Origin of the sequence: Pseudarthrobacter sp. NCCP-2145 (assembly GCF_023708005.1) — a bacterium.
Taxonomy (GTDB): Bacteria; Actinomycetota; Actinomycetes; order Actinomycetales; family Micrococcaceae; genus Arthrobacter; species Arthrobacter oxydans.
This window is the reverse complement of the sequence record NZ_BRCG01000019.1, coordinates 60,326-76,088: the sequence shown is the minus strand read 5'-3', so window position 1 is coordinate 76,088 and position 15,763 is coordinate 60,326. Positions and strand designations below refer to the sequence as shown.

15 protein-coding genes and 3 tRNA genes are annotated in these 15,763 nt (G+C 65.3%); 3 read left to right on the top strand and 15 right to left on the bottom strand.

Translation table 11 applies throughout. The features are described from left to right. Positions 1–18: 18 nt before the first annotated feature. Positions 19–915, top strand: coding sequence for a hypothetical protein (locus NFU08_RS16025; RefSeq protein ID WP_174179446.1), 897 nt, complete (start codon positions 19–21; stop codon positions 913–915). Positions 916–939: 24 nt separating this feature from the next. On the opposite strand, the gene NFU08_RS16020 is transcribed toward NFU08_RS16025, so the two are convergent. The 5 genes from NFU08_RS16020 to NFU08_RS16000 form a co-directional block, all read right to left on the bottom strand. After that, complete coding sequence (locus NFU08_RS16020) at positions 940–1,992, bottom strand: LacI family DNA-binding transcriptional regulator (RefSeq protein ID WP_174179444.1); 1,053 nt, start codon at positions 1,990–1,992, stop codon at positions 940–942. Between the two features lie 141 nt (positions 1,993–2,133). Beyond that, entirely contained in the window at positions 2,134–2,382 is a 249-nt protein-coding gene (locus NFU08_RS16015) for a hypothetical protein (RefSeq protein ID WP_174179442.1), read from the bottom strand. Beyond that, on the bottom strand, positions 2,379–3,275 hold the full coding sequence (locus NFU08_RS16010; RefSeq protein WP_251424628.1) for a carbohydrate ABC transporter permease: 897 nt from the start codon (positions 3,273–3,275) through the stop codon (positions 2,379–2,381). The genes NFU08_RS16015 and NFU08_RS16010 overlap by 4 nt, the downstream gene beginning before the upstream one ends. After that, complete coding sequence (locus tag NFU08_RS16005; protein ID WP_174179440.1) at positions 3,272–4,309, bottom strand: carbohydrate ABC transporter permease; 1,038 nt, start codon at positions 4,307–4,309, stop codon at positions 3,272–3,274. Before NFU08_RS16005 ends, NFU08_RS16010 begins: the two co-directional genes overlap by 4 nt. Positions 4,310–4,316: 7 nt before the next feature. After that, the gene (locus NFU08_RS16000; protein ID WP_174179438.1) at positions 4,317–5,603 is read right to left on the bottom strand and encodes an ABC transporter substrate-binding protein; all 1,287 of its coding nucleotides are present in this window, start codon (positions 5,601–5,603) and stop codon (positions 4,317–4,319) included. 140 nt (positions 5,604–5,743) lie between these two features. Here NFU08_RS16000 and NFU08_RS15995 point away from each other — a divergent pair, with 140 nt between their 5' ends. Next, a complete protein-coding gene (locus NFU08_RS15995) occupies positions 5,744–7,546 on the top strand; it encodes a glycoside hydrolase family 13 protein (protein ID WP_174179436.1) in 1,803 nt (600 codons plus the stop codon). A 6-nt stretch (positions 7,547–7,552) separates the two neighbouring features. On the opposite strand, the gene NFU08_RS15990 is transcribed toward NFU08_RS15995, so the two are convergent. The 10 genes from NFU08_RS15990 to NFU08_RS15945 all read right to left on the bottom strand — a co-directional run bounded on the left by NFU08_RS15990 (position 7,553) and on the right by NFU08_RS15945 (position 14,485). Further along, entirely contained in the window at positions 7,553–8,164 is a 612-nt protein-coding gene (locus NFU08_RS15990; RefSeq protein WP_174179434.1) for a hypothetical protein, read from the bottom strand. Next, positions 8,161–8,769, bottom strand: a complete 609-nt coding sequence (locus NFU08_RS15985) for a hypothetical protein (protein WP_251424626.1) — start codon at positions 8,767–8,769, stop codon at positions 8,161–8,163. The genes NFU08_RS15990 and NFU08_RS15985 overlap by 4 nt, the downstream gene beginning before the upstream one ends. Continuing rightward, on the bottom strand, positions 8,766–9,146 hold the full coding sequence (locus NFU08_RS15980; RefSeq protein WP_251424625.1) for a hypothetical protein: 381 nt from the start codon (positions 9,144–9,146) through the stop codon (positions 8,766–8,768). Before NFU08_RS15980 ends, NFU08_RS15985 begins: the two co-directional genes overlap by 4 nt. After that, positions 9,143–9,334 carry a hypothetical protein gene (locus NFU08_RS15975; protein ID WP_251424623.1) on the bottom strand — a complete coding sequence of 64 codons (192 nt, stop codon included), beginning with the start codon at positions 9,332–9,334 and terminating at the stop codon, positions 9,143–9,145. The genes NFU08_RS15980 and NFU08_RS15975 overlap by 4 nt, the downstream gene beginning before the upstream one ends. Beyond that, positions 9,331–9,804, bottom strand: a complete 474-nt coding sequence (locus NFU08_RS15970; RefSeq protein ID WP_251424621.1) for an Asp23/Gls24 family envelope stress response protein — start codon at positions 9,802–9,804, stop codon at positions 9,331–9,333. Before NFU08_RS15970 ends, NFU08_RS15975 begins: the two co-directional genes overlap by 4 nt. A 123-nt stretch (positions 9,805–9,927) precedes the next feature. Beyond that, the gene (locus tag NFU08_RS15965; protein WP_174179427.1) at positions 9,928–11,523 is read right to left on the bottom strand and encodes a glycoside hydrolase family 68 protein; all 1,596 of its coding nucleotides are present in this window, start codon (positions 11,521–11,523) and stop codon (positions 9,928–9,930) included. Between the two features lie 465 nt (positions 11,524–11,988). Then, positions 11,989–13,851: a BCCT family transporter gene (locus tag NFU08_RS15960; RefSeq protein WP_251424619.1), complete on the bottom strand. Its 1,863-nt coding sequence runs from the start codon at positions 13,849–13,851 to the stop codon at positions 11,989–11,991. A 272-nt stretch (positions 13,852–14,123) separates the two neighbouring features. After that, positions 14,124–14,199: transfer RNA gene (locus NFU08_RS15955), tRNA-Phe, on the bottom strand. A gap of 48 nt (positions 14,200–14,247) precedes the next feature. After that, positions 14,248–14,321, bottom strand: a tRNA-Asp gene (locus NFU08_RS15950). Positions 14,322–14,412: 91 nt separating this feature from the next. Then, a tRNA-Glu gene (locus tag NFU08_RS15945) sits at positions 14,413–14,485 on the bottom strand. A 166-nt stretch (positions 14,486–14,651) separates the two neighbouring features. Here NFU08_RS15945 and NFU08_RS15940 point away from each other — a divergent pair. Beyond that, on the top strand, positions 14,652–15,695 hold the full coding sequence (locus tag NFU08_RS15940; protein ID WP_251424617.1) for a PHP domain-containing protein: 1,044 nt from the start codon (positions 14,652–14,654) through the stop codon (positions 15,693–15,695). Positions 15,696–15,763 lie beyond the last annotated feature (68 nt).

The window sequence follows — 15,763 nt, the reverse complement described above, 5'->3', positions numbered from 1 at the left end:
CCACGCAAGGAGGCCGTCGTGACCGGAAACCTCTACCGGGGCCAGGCCGGCCTGCCATTCTCGTCAACCCTGCGCGTCTACGAACCGCTGGAGGCCTTCCCCGAAGAGCAACGCAAGGCGATCCAGGAGGCAGGGGCGCGTGCCGCCTCCCGCGCCGCCGTCGAAAACGCCGAACTGCTTGCCTCCCTGGGGCGCATCACGCGCTCCGGAGGCGACCCCTTCCCCACCGGACGCACAGACCTGGTGCGCGTCACCACCGCCCCGGCACCTGTCGCAGGGAGTGACAGCGAACCATCCGCTGACGGAGCCGGCGCCGAGCCTGTGCTGCTGTACTGCCCCAGCCAGCTGGTGCTGCGCGCCGGCCTGGCCGCCAACGCACTGATGGAGGGCATCCACGGCCCGCTGGCGGAACTGCTGATCCCCGAGGAACAGCGGGACAAGCACCAGGAACGGATTGACCAGGTAAAGGCCCGCGACGGCTCAACCCGCGTGCACACCCGGGCATCCACGTGGGGAATCCCGTTCAGCTGGTTCTCGCTGTTCATGGAGTCGGACCACAAGGACGTTGTGGAGTCCGGGGGGCGGATCGTTACGGTGCGGGTGTGGGCGCCCATCACCGAGGCCTTGGAGCGTGCCCGCTACGCGGTGGCCAACCTGGCGCTGGCGGCGCCGGACCTGGACATGCTGGACGATCTTGCCCAGCTCACCGAGTGGCTTGAGATGTTCCACGTGGACTCGATGGTGGAGCTCGATTACGGAGCAGTGGCGGACAAGGTGTACCCGGACGAATCCCCCATGGACATCAGGCTGGGCATCGAGTGCCTCGCGGAGGGCGACATGACCGGCGCTGCTGCAGCCTACCGACGCCTAGCGTCCCGCTGGATTCCCATCCGGCAGCTGGCGCGCGCCTCCTGAAGCTGCAACCGCGGATGGATGCACCTAGGACTGTGGCGGCGCCGTCGTCCTTCTGACAATCAGTTCATGGGGCGCGACGGCGGACTGGACCGATCCAACCTGCCCGTCCAGTTCATCAAGGAGCATCTTGGTGGCCAGCTCGGCCTGTTCGTCGGGCCGCTGGCCCACCGTTGTCAGGCCCACGGCCTCAGCAAAGTCATGGTTGTCGATTCCCACGACGGACAGGTCTTCCGGCACCCGGACCCCGAGGCGGGAGGCTTCGAAGATCACGCCCATGGCCATCTCGTCCGAGGCACAGAAGATGGCGGTGGGCTTGGCCCCGGGTTTGGACCAGAGCCTGCGGAAGGCCGCCTGTCCGCTGCGGACCGTGAAGTCGCCCCATTCGTCCCATTCGGGCCGGGTGGGGAGCCCGGCCGCCGTCATCACGTCCTTGAATGCCAGGATGCGCACGCGGGGAACGTCGAAGTTCAGGTCCGTCTCGTCGTCGCCGTGCAGCAGCGCAATGTCGCGGTGGCCCAGGTCGATCAGGTGGCGGACGGCCGTGGAGGCTGCCGCATAGTCGTCTATCCCGATGTAGGCGCATTCCTCGACGTGGCCGCCGACCACCACCAGGGGGATGTCGATTTTCTGCAGGTGCTCGAGTTCCTCATGGGTCAGCGCCATACACAGGACCAGCAGCGCATCGATCTGCTTGTAGACCATGGTCTTGCTGAAGAGCCGTTCCCGGTTGCTGCCGTGCCCGCCCAGGTTGAACAGCGAAAGGTTGTAGTTGCGGGCGTGCAGCTCCCGGTCCGCGCCTTCGATGGCCTTGGAAAAGAACCACCGGCTCACAAAAGGCGCCAGCACCCCGATGGTCTTGGTCCGGCCGGTGGCAAGGCCCGAGGCGGAGCTGGAGGCCACATAACCCAGGTCCCCTGCGACGTCGAGGATCTTTTGCCGCGTTGCCGGTGACACCCGGGGCAGTCCCCGGACCGCCCGGGACACTGTGGCGGTGGACACCCCTGCTGCGGCCGCTACGTCTTCGATGCTGACCCCGCTGTGGCCGCCCCGTTGAGACCTTTCACTTGTGCGTGCCACGGTGTCCCCTCATGTACTCCCTGCAGGCATGCGCCCTGCTTCTGTGCGATGCCCCCTGCAATGGTATTCGGGCACCGCCTTGCGTCGCAGTGTTACCTGCCTGGCGGGAGGCCAGCGCCCGCGTCCGAACCGCCGGGAGTGCTACCTCCGGTCCGGCAGGCGCCGCCGCAGCCGTACCATGCCGTACAGCGCCAGCAGCGTTGCCAGCAGGCCCAACGCCCAGCCAAGTGCGGGCTGGGCCGTCACCTCCATCCAGAGGGTGACCACGAACAGGACCAGGGCCCAGAAGCCGAGGAACCCGATAATGATGTCAAAATCCTCGCCGGACCTGGCCCGACGGCGATCGCTTCCCGCCCCCGTGGGGCGGGAGCGGGAAGCGTCACCCGTCACTTGACCGCACCTGCCGTAAGGCCGGCCACGATCTTGCGCTGGAAGACGAGCACCAGGATTACGAGCGGAATGGTGACGATCGTGCCCGCGGCCATAATGGCCGTGTAGGGGATCTGGTTGGGCTGGGCACCGGCGAAGCTGGCGATGGCAACCGTGACCGGCTGCGTGGCGTCATTCGACAGCTGGCTGGCGATCAGGAACTCGTTCCACGAGGAAATGAACGCCAGGATCGCCGTGGTGAAGATCGCCGGAGCTGCCAGGGGCATGATCACTTTCCGGAACGCCTGGCCCTGCGTGCAGCCGTCGACACGGGCTGATTCCTCCAGCTCCCACGGCATTTCGCGGAAAAAGGACGTCAGCGTGTAGACGGTCAGCGGCAGGACGAAGGAGATGTTCGGGATGATCAGCGCCTGGTACGTTCCCATCCAGCCGATGTTGGTGAACAGCTGGAACAGCGGCGTGATCAGGGCAACGCCGGGAAACATGGAGGCGCCCAGGATGAAGCCCAGCACCAGGAACTTGAACCGGAAGTTCAAGCGCGCCAGTGCGTACGCGGCGAAGACGCCGATCAGGAGCGAGATGGCCGTAACCGTCACGCCGATGAAGACGCTGTTGATCAGTGCCTGGCCGAACCGGTTGCCGAACGAGGTGTCGAAGGCAGTGGCGAAGTTGTCCAGGGTCACGTGGGTGGGCAGCAACGAGGTGTCGTAGGTGAAGCCCACCTCGCGGAACGCCGTCACCACCATCCAGTAAGCCGGCGCAAGGCACCAGATCAGGATGACGACGGCGCTGATGTACGTGCGTGCCTGCGCCCATTTTTCCCGGTTCTGGGCGGCCTTGCGGCCTTTGTCCTGCCGTGCCCGCAGTTCCCTGGAGGCAGTTGTGGTTGTCATTTCTTCCCCTTACCGGTGGCTCCGCTTTGCTCTACGACGTTCGCACCAAGGAACCGGACGAAGATGAATGCGACCAGGAAGATGATGATGAACGTGATGGTGGACAAGGCGGCCGCTGAATTGAACCCTTGCCTGATCTGGTTGATCACCAGGATGGACAGCGTGGTGGTGTTGTTGGCACCGCCGGTGAGGATGTACGGAAGGTCGAACATACGGAGGGCGTCCAGGGTGCGGAACAGGATGGCGACCATCAGCGCTGGCTTCACCAGCGGAAGCGTGATGAGCCGGAAGCGCTGCCACGCAGTGGCACCATCCACCTTGGCAGCCTCGTAGACGTCCGCCGGAATCATCTGCAGGCCAGCAAGGATCAGCAGCGCCATGAACGGCGTGGTCTTCCAGGTGTCCGCGATGATCACGGCCCACTTGGCCGGCCACTCGCTGCCGGTCCACAGGATGGAGGCGTTGAACAGCTTGTTGGCGATGCCCTCGAAGGCGAAGATGAAGAGCCACAGCTGGGCGGTGACGGCGGTGGGGATGGCCCACGGAACCAGCACTGCTGCCCGGACGAGTCCGCGGCCCTTGAAGGTGCGCGCCATGATCATGGCCATCCAGAAACCAAGGATTGTTTCAAAGGTGACAGTGATGACGGTGAAGAGGAAGGTTGTTCCGGTGGCTGACCAGAACTGGCCGCCCAGCGTGCCGGGCGGGCAGGCGACGGTACCGCCGCCGGGGGCGGCACACTGCTGCCCCAGCCAGTTCACGTAGTTCTGGATGCCGGCGGGACCGCCGGCGGTGAAGAGCCCTGTCGCCGGATCAAGCCCGGCGTCCTTCTGGAACGACATGACGATGGCACTGATGATCGGGTAGACGATCACAATGCCCAGAGCAATGATGGTCGGTGCAAGAAGCCAAGTGGCCCACTTGCCCTGGCTGAGGATCTTGTTGTCTTCCCCTACGCCCTTGGGTCCGTGGTGGACCGGGGTCCCGCCCGACGCCGGCCCTTTTACCGGCGTCGGGCCCAATTCGGTTGCCATGATGGAGCTACGATCCTGCGCCGGCGGACTCGATGGACTTCTGCATATCGGCCAAGGCCTGTTCAGCGGACTTCTCGCCCTTCAAGGCAGCGTAGGAGTTCTCCTGGATGGCCTGGGTGACCGCCGGGTAGAACGGGGTGACCGGGCGGGGCACGGCGTTCTCGATGGAGGTCTTCAGGACCGGCAGGTACGGCAGCTTGGCAACGAGTTCCTGGTCTTCGTAGAGGTCACCAAGGACGGGAGCCAGCGAACCCTGGGTGGCGAAGAACTTCTGCTGCTCTTCCTCGATCAGGAACTTCACGAAGTCCAGGGCCGTGGCCTTGTTCTTGGAGTAGACACTGATGGCGGCATTGTGTCCGCCGAGCGAGGACGCACCCGGGCCATCCTTGCCGGGAAGTGCAGCCATGCCCAGCACGTCCTTCACCTGGGAGGAACCTTCAGTGGTGGCCAGGTTGTAGACGTAAGGCCAGTTGCGCAGGAAGAGCAGCTTGCCTTCCTGGAACGCGCGGCGGCTTTCCTCTTCCTGGTAGGTGATGGCTTCGGCCGGGATGTTCCCGTTCTTGAAGGCGTCAACCAGGTTGTTCAGGCCTTCCTCGGCCTCGGGAGTGGTCAGGTTGGGCTTGCCGTCGTCGCCGAGCACGGAGCCGCCCGCGGAGTTGATGGCCTCTGATGCGTTAACCGTCAGGCCTTCGTACTGCTTGAACTGGCCGGCGTAGCAGCCGATGTTGTTTTCCTTGGCGATGGAGCACATGCCCATCATCTCGTCCCAGGTCTTGGGAGCTTCGGGAACCAGGTCCTTGCGGTAGTAGAGGATGCCGCCGTCGGAGGAAACAGGCGCGGTGTACAGCTTGTCCTGGTACGAGCCTGCCTCGATGGTGGGCTCAAGCATGCCGTCCGTCTCGATGGCCATGTTGCCTTCGAGCGGCTGCAGCCACCCGCGGGCGGCAAATTCTGCAGTCCAGACGACGTCAACACTGACGACGTCGTAGTTTTCGTTCTTGGCCTGGAAGTTCTGGACCAGGTCATCGTGCTGCTGGTCTGCCTGGTCAGTCTGCTCCTTGAACGTCACCTGCTCATCGGGGTGCGCAGCATTCCACTTGTCGAGCAGGGGACGGACCACGTTGCTGTTGTCCTTGCCCTGGACATACGTAATGGGGCCGCGGCCCTCGAGGTTTGCTTCGGCGTCGCTGCCGCCTCCCGTGGTTCCGCCGCCACCTCCCCCGCCGCAGGCGGTGAGGGTCAGGGCCAGGACACCGGCGGTGGCAGCCGGAAGTAGGAATCTAGGGGTTTTCATTAGCTTGAAGCTCCTCGCTGAGTGACAAGTAAGTCGACAGTGCGGTTGTTTGGTGAGGTTGTTGTGGTGACCATCACACTAGTAATGTTGCTGTCGGCAATGCAAGCGTTTACATCAAAAAGTTATCTGAGAGGAACCTAATGTCCAAGCCGAGCGTTCCTGCCTCTGGCCAGACCGGCGAATGGTGGGCGGACGCCGTCGTCTACCAGATCTACCCCCGCTCCTTCGCCGATGGCAATGGGGACGGGATGGGGGACCTGCGCGGGGTCCTGGACCGCCTGCCCTACCTGGAACAGCTGGGCGTGGACGCCATCTGGCTCTCCCCGTTCTACAAGTCGCCCCAGGCCGACGGCGGCTATGACGTGGCCGACTACCGGCAGGTGGACCCCCTCTTCGGCTCCCTTGAGGACTTCGACGCCATGTTGCAGGAAGCTCACCGGCGCGGACTGAAGGTCATCGTGGACCTCGTCCCCAACCACACCTCGGACGAGCACGCCTGGTTCCGGGCAGCACTCGGCACCCCGCCGGGGTCCCCCGAACGGGACCGTTACATGTTCCGCCCGGGAAAGGACGAGGTGCCGGGTTCCGGTGACGGCAAGCGGCCGCCCAACAACTGGAAGTCAATTTTCGGCGGCTCGGCGTGGACCCGGGTCACCGAAGCCGACGGCTCAGCCGGAGAGTGGTACCTGCACCTTTTTGACACCAAGCAGCCGGACCTGAACTGGGAAAATGAGGAAGTCCGGGAGGAGATGCGCTCGGTGCTCCGCTTCTGGCTGGACCGAGGCGTTGACGGATTCCGCGTGGATGTTGCCCATGGCATGGTCAAGGAGCAGGGCCTTCCGGACTGGGAAGGGGTTGCCGCCATGGTGGAAGGCACCTCTGAAGTGCGAAGGGAACCGGCACCTCCCGGCGATGCACCCGGCGCCCACACTGATGCCGAGGAACCCCACCGCGCGGTGTCCCCCGTGTATCCGCCCTCGCCCTTCTTCGACCAGGACGGCGTGCACGACATCTACCGGGACTGGCACCGTGTCCTGTCGGAGTATGGCAGCGACCGGATGATGGTGGCCGAGGCCTGGGTGGAACCGGCCGAGCGGCTGGCGCTCTATGTCCGGCAGGATGAGATGCAGCAGGCCTTCAACTTCGATTTCCTGATGGCCGGCTGGGACGCCGAGCGCATGGCCGAGGCAATCGACGCGTCGCTAAAGGCGGCCGAAGCCGTGGGTGCCCCCTGCACCTGGGTGCTCAGCAACCACGACACCGTCCGCCATTCCACCCGCTTCGGTCTCACGGATCCCACCACGTTCCCGAAAGGCATCGCCGCGGACGATGAGCAGCCGGACACGGCCCTGGGGCTGGCCCGGGCCCGGGCCGCAACCATGGTTGAGCTGGCGCTGCCGGGTTCCGCCTACCTGTACCAGGGCGAGGAACTGGGGCTTCCTGAGCACACCACGCTTCCGGCCGGGGCGCGGCAGGACCCCACCTTCTTCCGTACCCAGGGCGCAGAAACCGGACGGGACGGCTGCCGGGTACCGCTTCCGTGGGCTGCGGACAAGCCCGGTTTCGGCTTTGCGGATTCATTCCCGGGCGAACCGGCGTCCCCCTGGCTTCCGCAGCCTGCAGAATTTGGGCCACTTGCCGCCGACCAGCAGGAGGGCGAGGAAGGCTCCACCCTGGAGTTGTACCGCGCCGCCCTCGCCTTCCGGTCCGCCCGGCGCCTCGGCACGGGCTCGCTGGCGTGGGCGGAGGTCCATGCACCGGAAAGCGGCCTGCTGGCCTTCCACAACCGGGACGTCCTGGTCCTCGCCAACATGGGCTTCGCGTCCGCGCCCGTACCCGACGGCTGGTCGGTGGCGCTCTTCAGCGGACCGGAGCCCGCCGCGGAGTGGGAGCTGATGCATGAGGTCCCCGTGGACTGCGCCGTGTACCTGACCAGGAACTAAGGACGGTCAGCGGACGCGCTCTGCCCTGCGGAAGCGCGTCCGCGCTCCGGCTCCGATATGGATCAGCACGGGAATGTCCTTTCCCACGGCCTGTTCCAGGGCTGATACCAGCACAGACACCTCGTCTGCGAGCAGGTGCGGGGCCACGCCCTGCCGCGGAAGGAGCCGGACCTTCAACGCGGGTGCGCCTTTGACGTCGTAGGTGGTCACCGTGGCGCCGGCAAGGTCCGGACGGTGCGCGAGGGCATGTTTCAGCGCCTGCTCAGCCACTCCCCCGCCGATCCGCACGTCTCCCGGGACCTCACCGGGATCGTACTCGACGGCCAGCACATCGGCCCGTCCTTTGCCCTGCTGGGCAACCCAGGCCACCATGAGGCCGATAACCACCAGCAGGGCCAGCGCCACCAGGATCCACAGCCAGCTTTCGGGCCGTCCCGGAAACCGGGTTGCGTTGAACGCCGCGTTGATTCCGCTCCATGCGTCCGCGGACCAGGACCGCCACCAGGAGCCCACCGCGGGCACTGCCGCCAGCAACATCAGCAGGACGCCCGTTCCAAGCAGCAGCAGTCCCAGGGCCGCGACCAGGATCCGGTTGAGAAGGGTGGGGGTACTGTTCATGCGCCGATCACTCCGGAGGTTGCCACGTTCACCCGCACCTCGGGCAAGGGATCCAGCGCCATGGCATCCACTTCGCTCCGGACTGCCGCGAGGACCGCGTCCTGGTTCACAGGCACGCCGGAGGTGGGCCGGACGTTCACCACTACCTGCCGCCTTGAGACCACCACCATGACCTGTTCCGGCGTGACGTTTGCAGCAAGGCGGGCACGCCGTGCCAGCGAGGACGCAATGACTTCATCGTCCACCACAACGGCCGGGCCTGCGGCGTCCCTGCCGCCACCCATAAGGTGGCGGGCGCGGCGTCCGGGCAGAACCCCATTAAGGAGGAAGACCAGGCCGGCCATTGCCAGTACCGCTCCAATGGCGCCCAGCAGCAAGGGAGGGATTCCCGCCGGCAGCGCAACCAGGCGCTCTGCTGCCACCTGCGGCTCGATCAGCCAGGCCGGTTGCCCTATGGCATGGACTGCTGCTTCGAGGAGTCCGTAGGCCGCAAGGACCATGACCAGGACGGCGGCTGCGGTGGCCACCACAGCACGCGATGACCGGGTTTCACGGCGCAGTATCCGGTCCATGTCCGGGCCCTGGCCCTCAACGCGGCGGCTCATCGCACGCGCCCCCCTTCACTGATCTTTGCCCCGGTGATCCTGATGTCCACGCGGCTCAACCCGGAACCGCTAAGCTCCGCCACCGTGGCAAGGATTCCCGCCTTTGCCCTGACGGTCCGGTCCCAAATGGAACCTCCTGTTCCCGCGACGCGCAAGGGATCCAGGACCACCGCCCTCAGCGGGGGCATGCTGATGGGCGCGACGAGGGACAGCGCCAGCATGCCGTCGTCGTCCGACCAGTCAGCGCGGACGTCGTCGGCTTCCACGCCGAGGAATTGGGCTGCTGCGGCTTTGGCGAGGCTTGTCAGGGCCTGGGTACTGATGCGGTTGTGGCCGCTCAGCTCTTGGCCCCGGACGGCCGGGGCTGTGGAGCTCATGAGGACGAGCGCCGGCCGATGATGGCGTCCATGACCCCGCGCAGGTCCAGCTTCCCTTCGGCGGCCCGGCCCAGCAGTGCCCCGATGGCCATGAAAAGGAGGGAAACCAGGAAGCCCCATAGCCCGAACTGGAGGGACATGAAGGCGACGAACGCGCCCATTGCTGCGCCGGCCACGGTGAGGTTCACAGCAGCGCCTCCCTTCCGGCACTGCCGGAAACGTCAGCCGGTCCGGAAACGGCGGGTTTGACCGGAGGGGGAATGTAGACGTCAGTGATTTCAACGTTAACCTCGATCACCTGCAGCCCCACGAGTTCCTCCACCGCCCGGTAGACAGCGGCGCGGACCTGGTTGGCGAGCGAGTGGAGCGGTGTCCCGTAGCTGGCCACAAGGCTGATGTCCACGGCAACCTGCGTTTCGCCGACTTCGGCCCGCACCCCGGCGGCATGGTCGGAGCTGCCAACGGCGTCGCGGATGGCGCCCAGTGCGCGTGACGGGACAGAGCCCAAGGAATAGACACCGGGGACGGAACGGGCTGCTATGCCCGCCACCTTGGCGACGGCTGTCTCGGAAATAACGGTCCGGCCGGGGCCGGGTACGGGAACCGGCGCGGCACGCTGCTGTAGCCCCTGGCTGGGTTGTGAGTTCTGGTATTCCATCAGGCACTCCCCCTTCTGTTGATCCCACCCTATCCCCGGCGGTGCCTTAACGGCAGCAGGCAGGGGCGCCCGTGATCCGGACGTCCCTGCCTGTAGCTGGACTGCACTCAAGGGCAGTCGGATTTACTTGTAGTGGCCCTCGCCGCCAACGCGGAGGTTGGTGGGCAGGTAGCCGAACGGGCCAAGGCCGTCCTGGCCGAAGCTGCGGTCCACCTGCGAGATGCCGTCCCGGAAGTTGATCTTCACGGTGGGTGACAGCGAGCCGCCGCGTACGCCGTTCACGTTGTCGATGAACGACTGGACCAGCCCGCCGGGCTGCACGTAGTGGGAGTACGCCTGGAACTGGCGGCCGTTCTGGTTCGGGGTGGGTGCCTCAGGGGACTCCGACGGCAGGTTCAGGTCCGTGGGCGAGCCCAGGGCCAGGCCGCTGTTGTTCATCGGCTGGTAGTCCGAGCGGACGCCGTCGCCGACGAAGCCGTAGACGCCGTCCGGGCCGCGCATGCCGGCGGCGTACGTGAACTGGTGGCTGATGGTGAACAGGTAGTACTTGTTCTTGCCGCCCTCATTCTGGATGAAGATCTGCGGACGCTCGGTCTGGTCGTTCACACAGTTGGCTGAGAGGATCGGCGGCAGGAAGGACCACTTGGTCAGGTCCTTGTTGTCTGCAACTGCCAGGCCCACGTTCGCTGTCTGGTAGTAGGCTCCGCTGCTGTTGACTTCGTCAACGGACTCGGCATTGGCATCGCCGGGGCGGTAACCGAGGTCTTCGGGCTTGCACTCGTACTCGCCGCGCGTGCCGCCGGTGTTGCCTTCGAAGACCATGAAGGTCTTGCCGGGGTGGGCAGGGTCGGCAAAGGTGTAGGGGTCGCGGAAGGCGAAGCCCGGGTTCTGTTGCTTGGTCTGGTACATCTTTCCGTCAGGCTCAAGCAGGTTGGTGTGCTCGAAGCCGTCGAACGTGACGCCATTCTCGTCTGCATGGATCTTGCCCAGGGCCTTGGCGATGGACGCATCCGGGGCGATGCCGCCGCCGCCTGCGTTCCGTTCGGCAATGTCGTAGAACGTGGTGGCCGTGTAGAACACGTTCACGTGGTTGCCCTGCATCAGGCGGGTGGAGCCGGACCATTCGGTGTTGCCGATGGACGCACCATCGGCGAAGACGTGGCCGCCGTAGTTCCATTTGTCCTTGGCCGGGTCGGCGTTGGTCTTGCGGAAGAAGTAGCCGATGCGGGCGTTCCAGTGGCGCTGGTCGAAGCCATAGCCGGCGTGGCGGTCAGCAACGAGCGAGAAGATGACGTCCCAGCCCTTGTAGCTGATCTGGTTCGCGTTTTCGTCGGTGAGTGACCAGGTGTCCCAGACCCACACGTCCTCGTTCATGGTGGGGAAATCCTCGGGGATCTCCGGCATGGTGACGTCCGGGCTCATGGAGTTCTCGCCAGGGGCAACAGTGGGGTCGCTCTGCGCCATGATCTGCTTGGCGTCGGCGCGGGTCCACTTGGAGGTGAAGTCCGACGCCGGGTCGAAGGCTTCCTGCGTGTGTTCCGTGGGGAGGGGGAAACCGGGGGTGGGCGCCGGCATCTGCTCGGCGGCCGGCGGATCGGCCGGCTCGTTGGCCTGGGCTGAGGGAACGGCCAGGAAGGCCGAGGCAGCAACGGCTGTGGCCAGTGCTGCGGCGGCGGGGCGCCACCGCAGCATCCGGGGTGATTGGGGGTGCTTGTGCATTGTTGCTCTTCTCGCGGAGTTGAAACTATTCGTGGAAGACGGGCGGATGCCCATGCCCTTCGAACTCCGGCGGCCCCCGGCGACACGGCAGGCGTCATCGGGGACGCCGTTGTATCAAGGGGAAAACGGGGTTGGGTGGTCCCCGTAGAAGAGGCCCGGAACTGTGGTGCTTTCCTGGCCGTGGCTCCACCGTAAGCAGCCTCCGAGGGAGAGATCAAACCAGGTTTCATCACCCCTTTCCGGGGCTGGGCCGATTTTGCGCAAGCGCTTACACCTAACCCCTGACGCGCGCGTGCCACAACCTTCCGCCGAGATCAAATGTTGCCTTCGAGGGGGTGCAAAGGTGAGAAATGCCACCTCTTGCCCGGGCTCCGGTCCGGTGCCCGGGCACAAAAAGGGAGGCACCCGTCCGGCTGGACTGGTGCCTCCCTGAGGGGCCGGAACCGGCTACGTCCGGTGCTTTGACTACGTCCTGGATTGTCCTCCCGGCGCCGGGTCCGCGGCCTCGCCTGCGGCCAGGCGTTCGCTCAGCTGCGCCTCCACGGCTTCGCTGACCTGGTCCTGCACCTGGTCCGCCAGGTGCTCCTGGTAGTGCTCCTGGACAGAGTCGTGGATCTGTTCGGCCACGTGCTCCTGGTAATGCTCCTGGACGGAGTCATGCATGGAGTCCTGGACCTGCTCCGTGACATGGGCCGCCATCTGGTCGCGGGCCAGCTTGCGCTGTGCGCGCATCAGGGTCTCGTGTTCCCGGTGGAAGGCCTTGGCCGTGGAGATGCACATCAGGATGATCACCACGCTGAAGGGCACGGCGGTGAGGATGGCGGCGGTCTGGATCGCCTGCAGTCCATTGGCCAGGAGCAGGGCGATGGCAACGGCCGCGGCGGCCAGCGCCCAGAAGATGCGCAGCCAGTTCCTGGGTTCCACGTCGCCGCCGGTGGAGATCATGCCCATCACCAGCGCACCGGAGTCCGCCGACGTGATGAAGAAGATGGCGATCAGGAGGATTGCACCCACGGTAAGGACAACCCCGCCGGGCAGGCTGCCCAGCAGGTTGAACAGTGCGCCCTCGGTGTCCACGGTGCCGTCGTCGCCAATGAGCCCGCCGCTGCCGAACAGTTCGCGGTGGATGGCGGCGCCGCCCAGGACGGAGAACCACAGGAAGCCCATGGCGGTGGGTACCAGGAGGACGCCGGCCACGAACTGGCGGACGGTGCGGCCCTTGGAAATGCGGGCGATGAAGATGCCCACGAACGGCGCCCAGGAGATCCACCAGCCCCAGTAGAAGGTGGTCCAGGCGGCCTGCCACGCCTCGCCCTCAGCGCCGGAGAAGGCGAGAGTGTTGAACGTCAGGCCTACGACGTTCTGGAAGTAGTGGCCTATCGACTGCACGAACTCGCGCAGCAGGAACAGCGTGGGGCCGGTGAACAGCACCACCAGCATGAGCAGCGCGGCCAGGACCAGGTTGGTGTTGGAGAGCCACTTCATGCCCTTGCCCACGCCCGATACCACCGAAATGATGGTCAGCGTGATGATGCAGAGGATCAGACCGATCTGCGTCATGGTGGTGGCCTGGACGATGTTGGCCTGCTCAAGTCCTGCGGAGATCTGCAGGACGCCGAGGCCCAGTGAGGTGGCAACGCCGAACAGGGTGCCTACCAGGGCCACGATGTCGATCAGGTTGCCCCAGCCGCCGGAAACGCGCTTGCGGCCCAGGAGCGGCTCCAGCGTCCAGCGGATGGAGATGGGGCGGTTCCTGCGGTGCACGGCGTAGGCGATTGATACACCCACCACGACGTAGATGGCCCAGGCGTGGAGGCCCCAGTGGAGATAGGTCTGCGTCATCGCCTGCTGGGCAAGCTCCAACGGGGAACCTTCGACGCCGGGCCGGGGCGCGGCAAAGTGGTTCAGGGGCTCGGCCACACCGAAGAAGACAAGGCCGATGCCCATGCCCGCCGCGAAGAGCAGGGCAAACCAGGACACCACCGAGAACTCGGGCTCGTCATCGTCCTGGCCCAGCTTGATATCGCCGTAGCGGCTGAGTCCGATCCACAGTGAAAACACCACGAAGAGCGCAACGGCTGCAACGTAGTACCAGCCGAACCACCGAATGACGTTGCCCTGGATGGCGGTGAACAGATCGGTGGCAGCCGCCGGGAAGATCGTGGCAAAGAGGACAAAAACGATGATGACGGCGGCTGCCGGCCAGAAGACCCACCGCGCGAGCTGCGGGCCGTCGGTTTGGGGGGGCTGTTCCTCCTCCTTCTTGACGGCGGGAGGTGTTTCCCCGGGTGGTTGGCTGATGGTCCTGGTGCCGGATGAGGCGGACATTCCCAGTTTCTCCTTATGCGCTGTAGGCGCTCAGACTGCTTGTGCAGATTCGTCTCGTGTACGTTCGTCTGTTCGGGTGTTTTGTTGTGCTGGTGCCGCGTGTCCGCGGCGGTGCAGCCTGCAAGTTTACGGAACCTGAAAAGCCATCGGCGGGAGGATGGCCGGGCCCGTGGGGTTTTGATGCCGGATCGAGACGTAGCTCCGTGCGGCCCTATAACTGTAGGCCCGGAAAATAAGAAAAGCACCAGTTCCGAAGAACTGATGCTTCCCAGTGGTGGCTCCGACCGGCGTCGATCCGGTGACCTTTCGATTTTCAGTCGAACGCTCTACCAACTGAGCTACAGAGCCTAGGTGACTAGTCACCATGACAGCCGGAATCTCTTCCAACAATCAGAGCGACCCTGACGGGACTTGAACCCGCGACCTCCGCCGTGACAGGGCGGCGCGCTAACCAACTGCGCTACAGGGCCTTGCGTTTCTTGCTTCCGCGGTATCTCTACCGCTTTTTTCAAGGCTTCCAGCCTACCAGACATTTTCTGCCTGTTTGACCAGTTCCTTGCGTACCCCCAACGGGATTCGAACCCGTGCCGCCGCCGTGAAAGGGCGGTGTCCTAGGCCGCTAGACGATGGGGGCCAGAACCCGTCCGGAACAAAATAAAAAGGCGTCAAGCTGGGCTTTCCGTCTTTGTCCTTTGCGTTTCTCCGAACTGGACTCTAAAACTATAGGGCCTAGGCAGGAATTATCCAAAATCGGCGAAAAACACCGGCACGGAGCGGGCGGGACGGGTGAAGATGGACGAATGGATGCCGTAGCAGCACTCAATGAGATCGCCTTCTGGCTGGAGCGCGGACGCGCTGCCACCTTCAAGGTCCAGGCATTCCGCAAGGCAGCGGCGGCCATCAGCGCGCTGCCGCCGGAGGAAGTGGCCGCGCGCGCCGGAAACGGCCGGCTGAAATCGATGAAGGGCATCGGCGACCGGACCTACCAGGTGATCCGCCAGGCGGTGGAGGGCCAGGTTCCGGAGTACCTGGCGGATCTCCGGGAAAAGGGTGCCGCGCCGCTGGCGTCCGGAGGGGAGGAACTCCGCGGGATGCTGCGGGGAGACCTGCACAGCCACAGTGAATGGTCCGACGGCGGCTCCCCCATCGAGCTGATGGTGGCTGCCGCCGGGGTGCTGGGAAGGGAATACCTCGCCCTCACAGACCACTCCCCCAACCTCACCATTGCGAACGGGCTTTCCGCCGAACGCCTGCTCCGGCAGCTGGACGTGGTGGAGGCAATCAATGCCGGCCCCGTTCCAAGCGACGGCGGCCAGCCGGGCAGGCCGGTCCGGCTGCTCGCCGGAATCGAGGTGGACATCCTGGAATCGGGGGAACTGGACCAGGACCCGGAACTGCTTGACCGCCTGGACATTGTGGTTGCCAGCGTCCATTCAAAGCTGCGCGCGGACAGCAGGACCATGACCCGCCGCATGCTCGGCGGCATCCAGGACCCGCACACCAACGTCCTGGGCCACTGCACCGGGCGCCTCGTGGAGGGGCAGCGCGGTACGCGGCCGCCGTCCGACTTCGATGCAGAAGCAGTGTTCGCGGCGTGCGCGGAACACAACGTCGCCGTGGAGATCAACTCTCGGCCGGAACGCCAGGACCCGCCGGATCCCCTGATCCAGCTCGCCCTGGACGCCGGCTGCCTGTTCTCGATCGACAGCGATGCCCATGCACCCGGCCAGCTCGACTTCCTGCAGTACGGTGCCGAGCGCGCGGAAAAGAACGGCGTCCCCGCGGACCGGATCATCACCACGTGGCCCGTGGAACGCCTGCTGGAATGGGCGGCGCCGCAATAGCCCCTGGGCGGAGTCTTTTGGCAGGAAGTTGCCCAGACGTGGCCGATTTCCGCCAGCCAGCTGCCCTT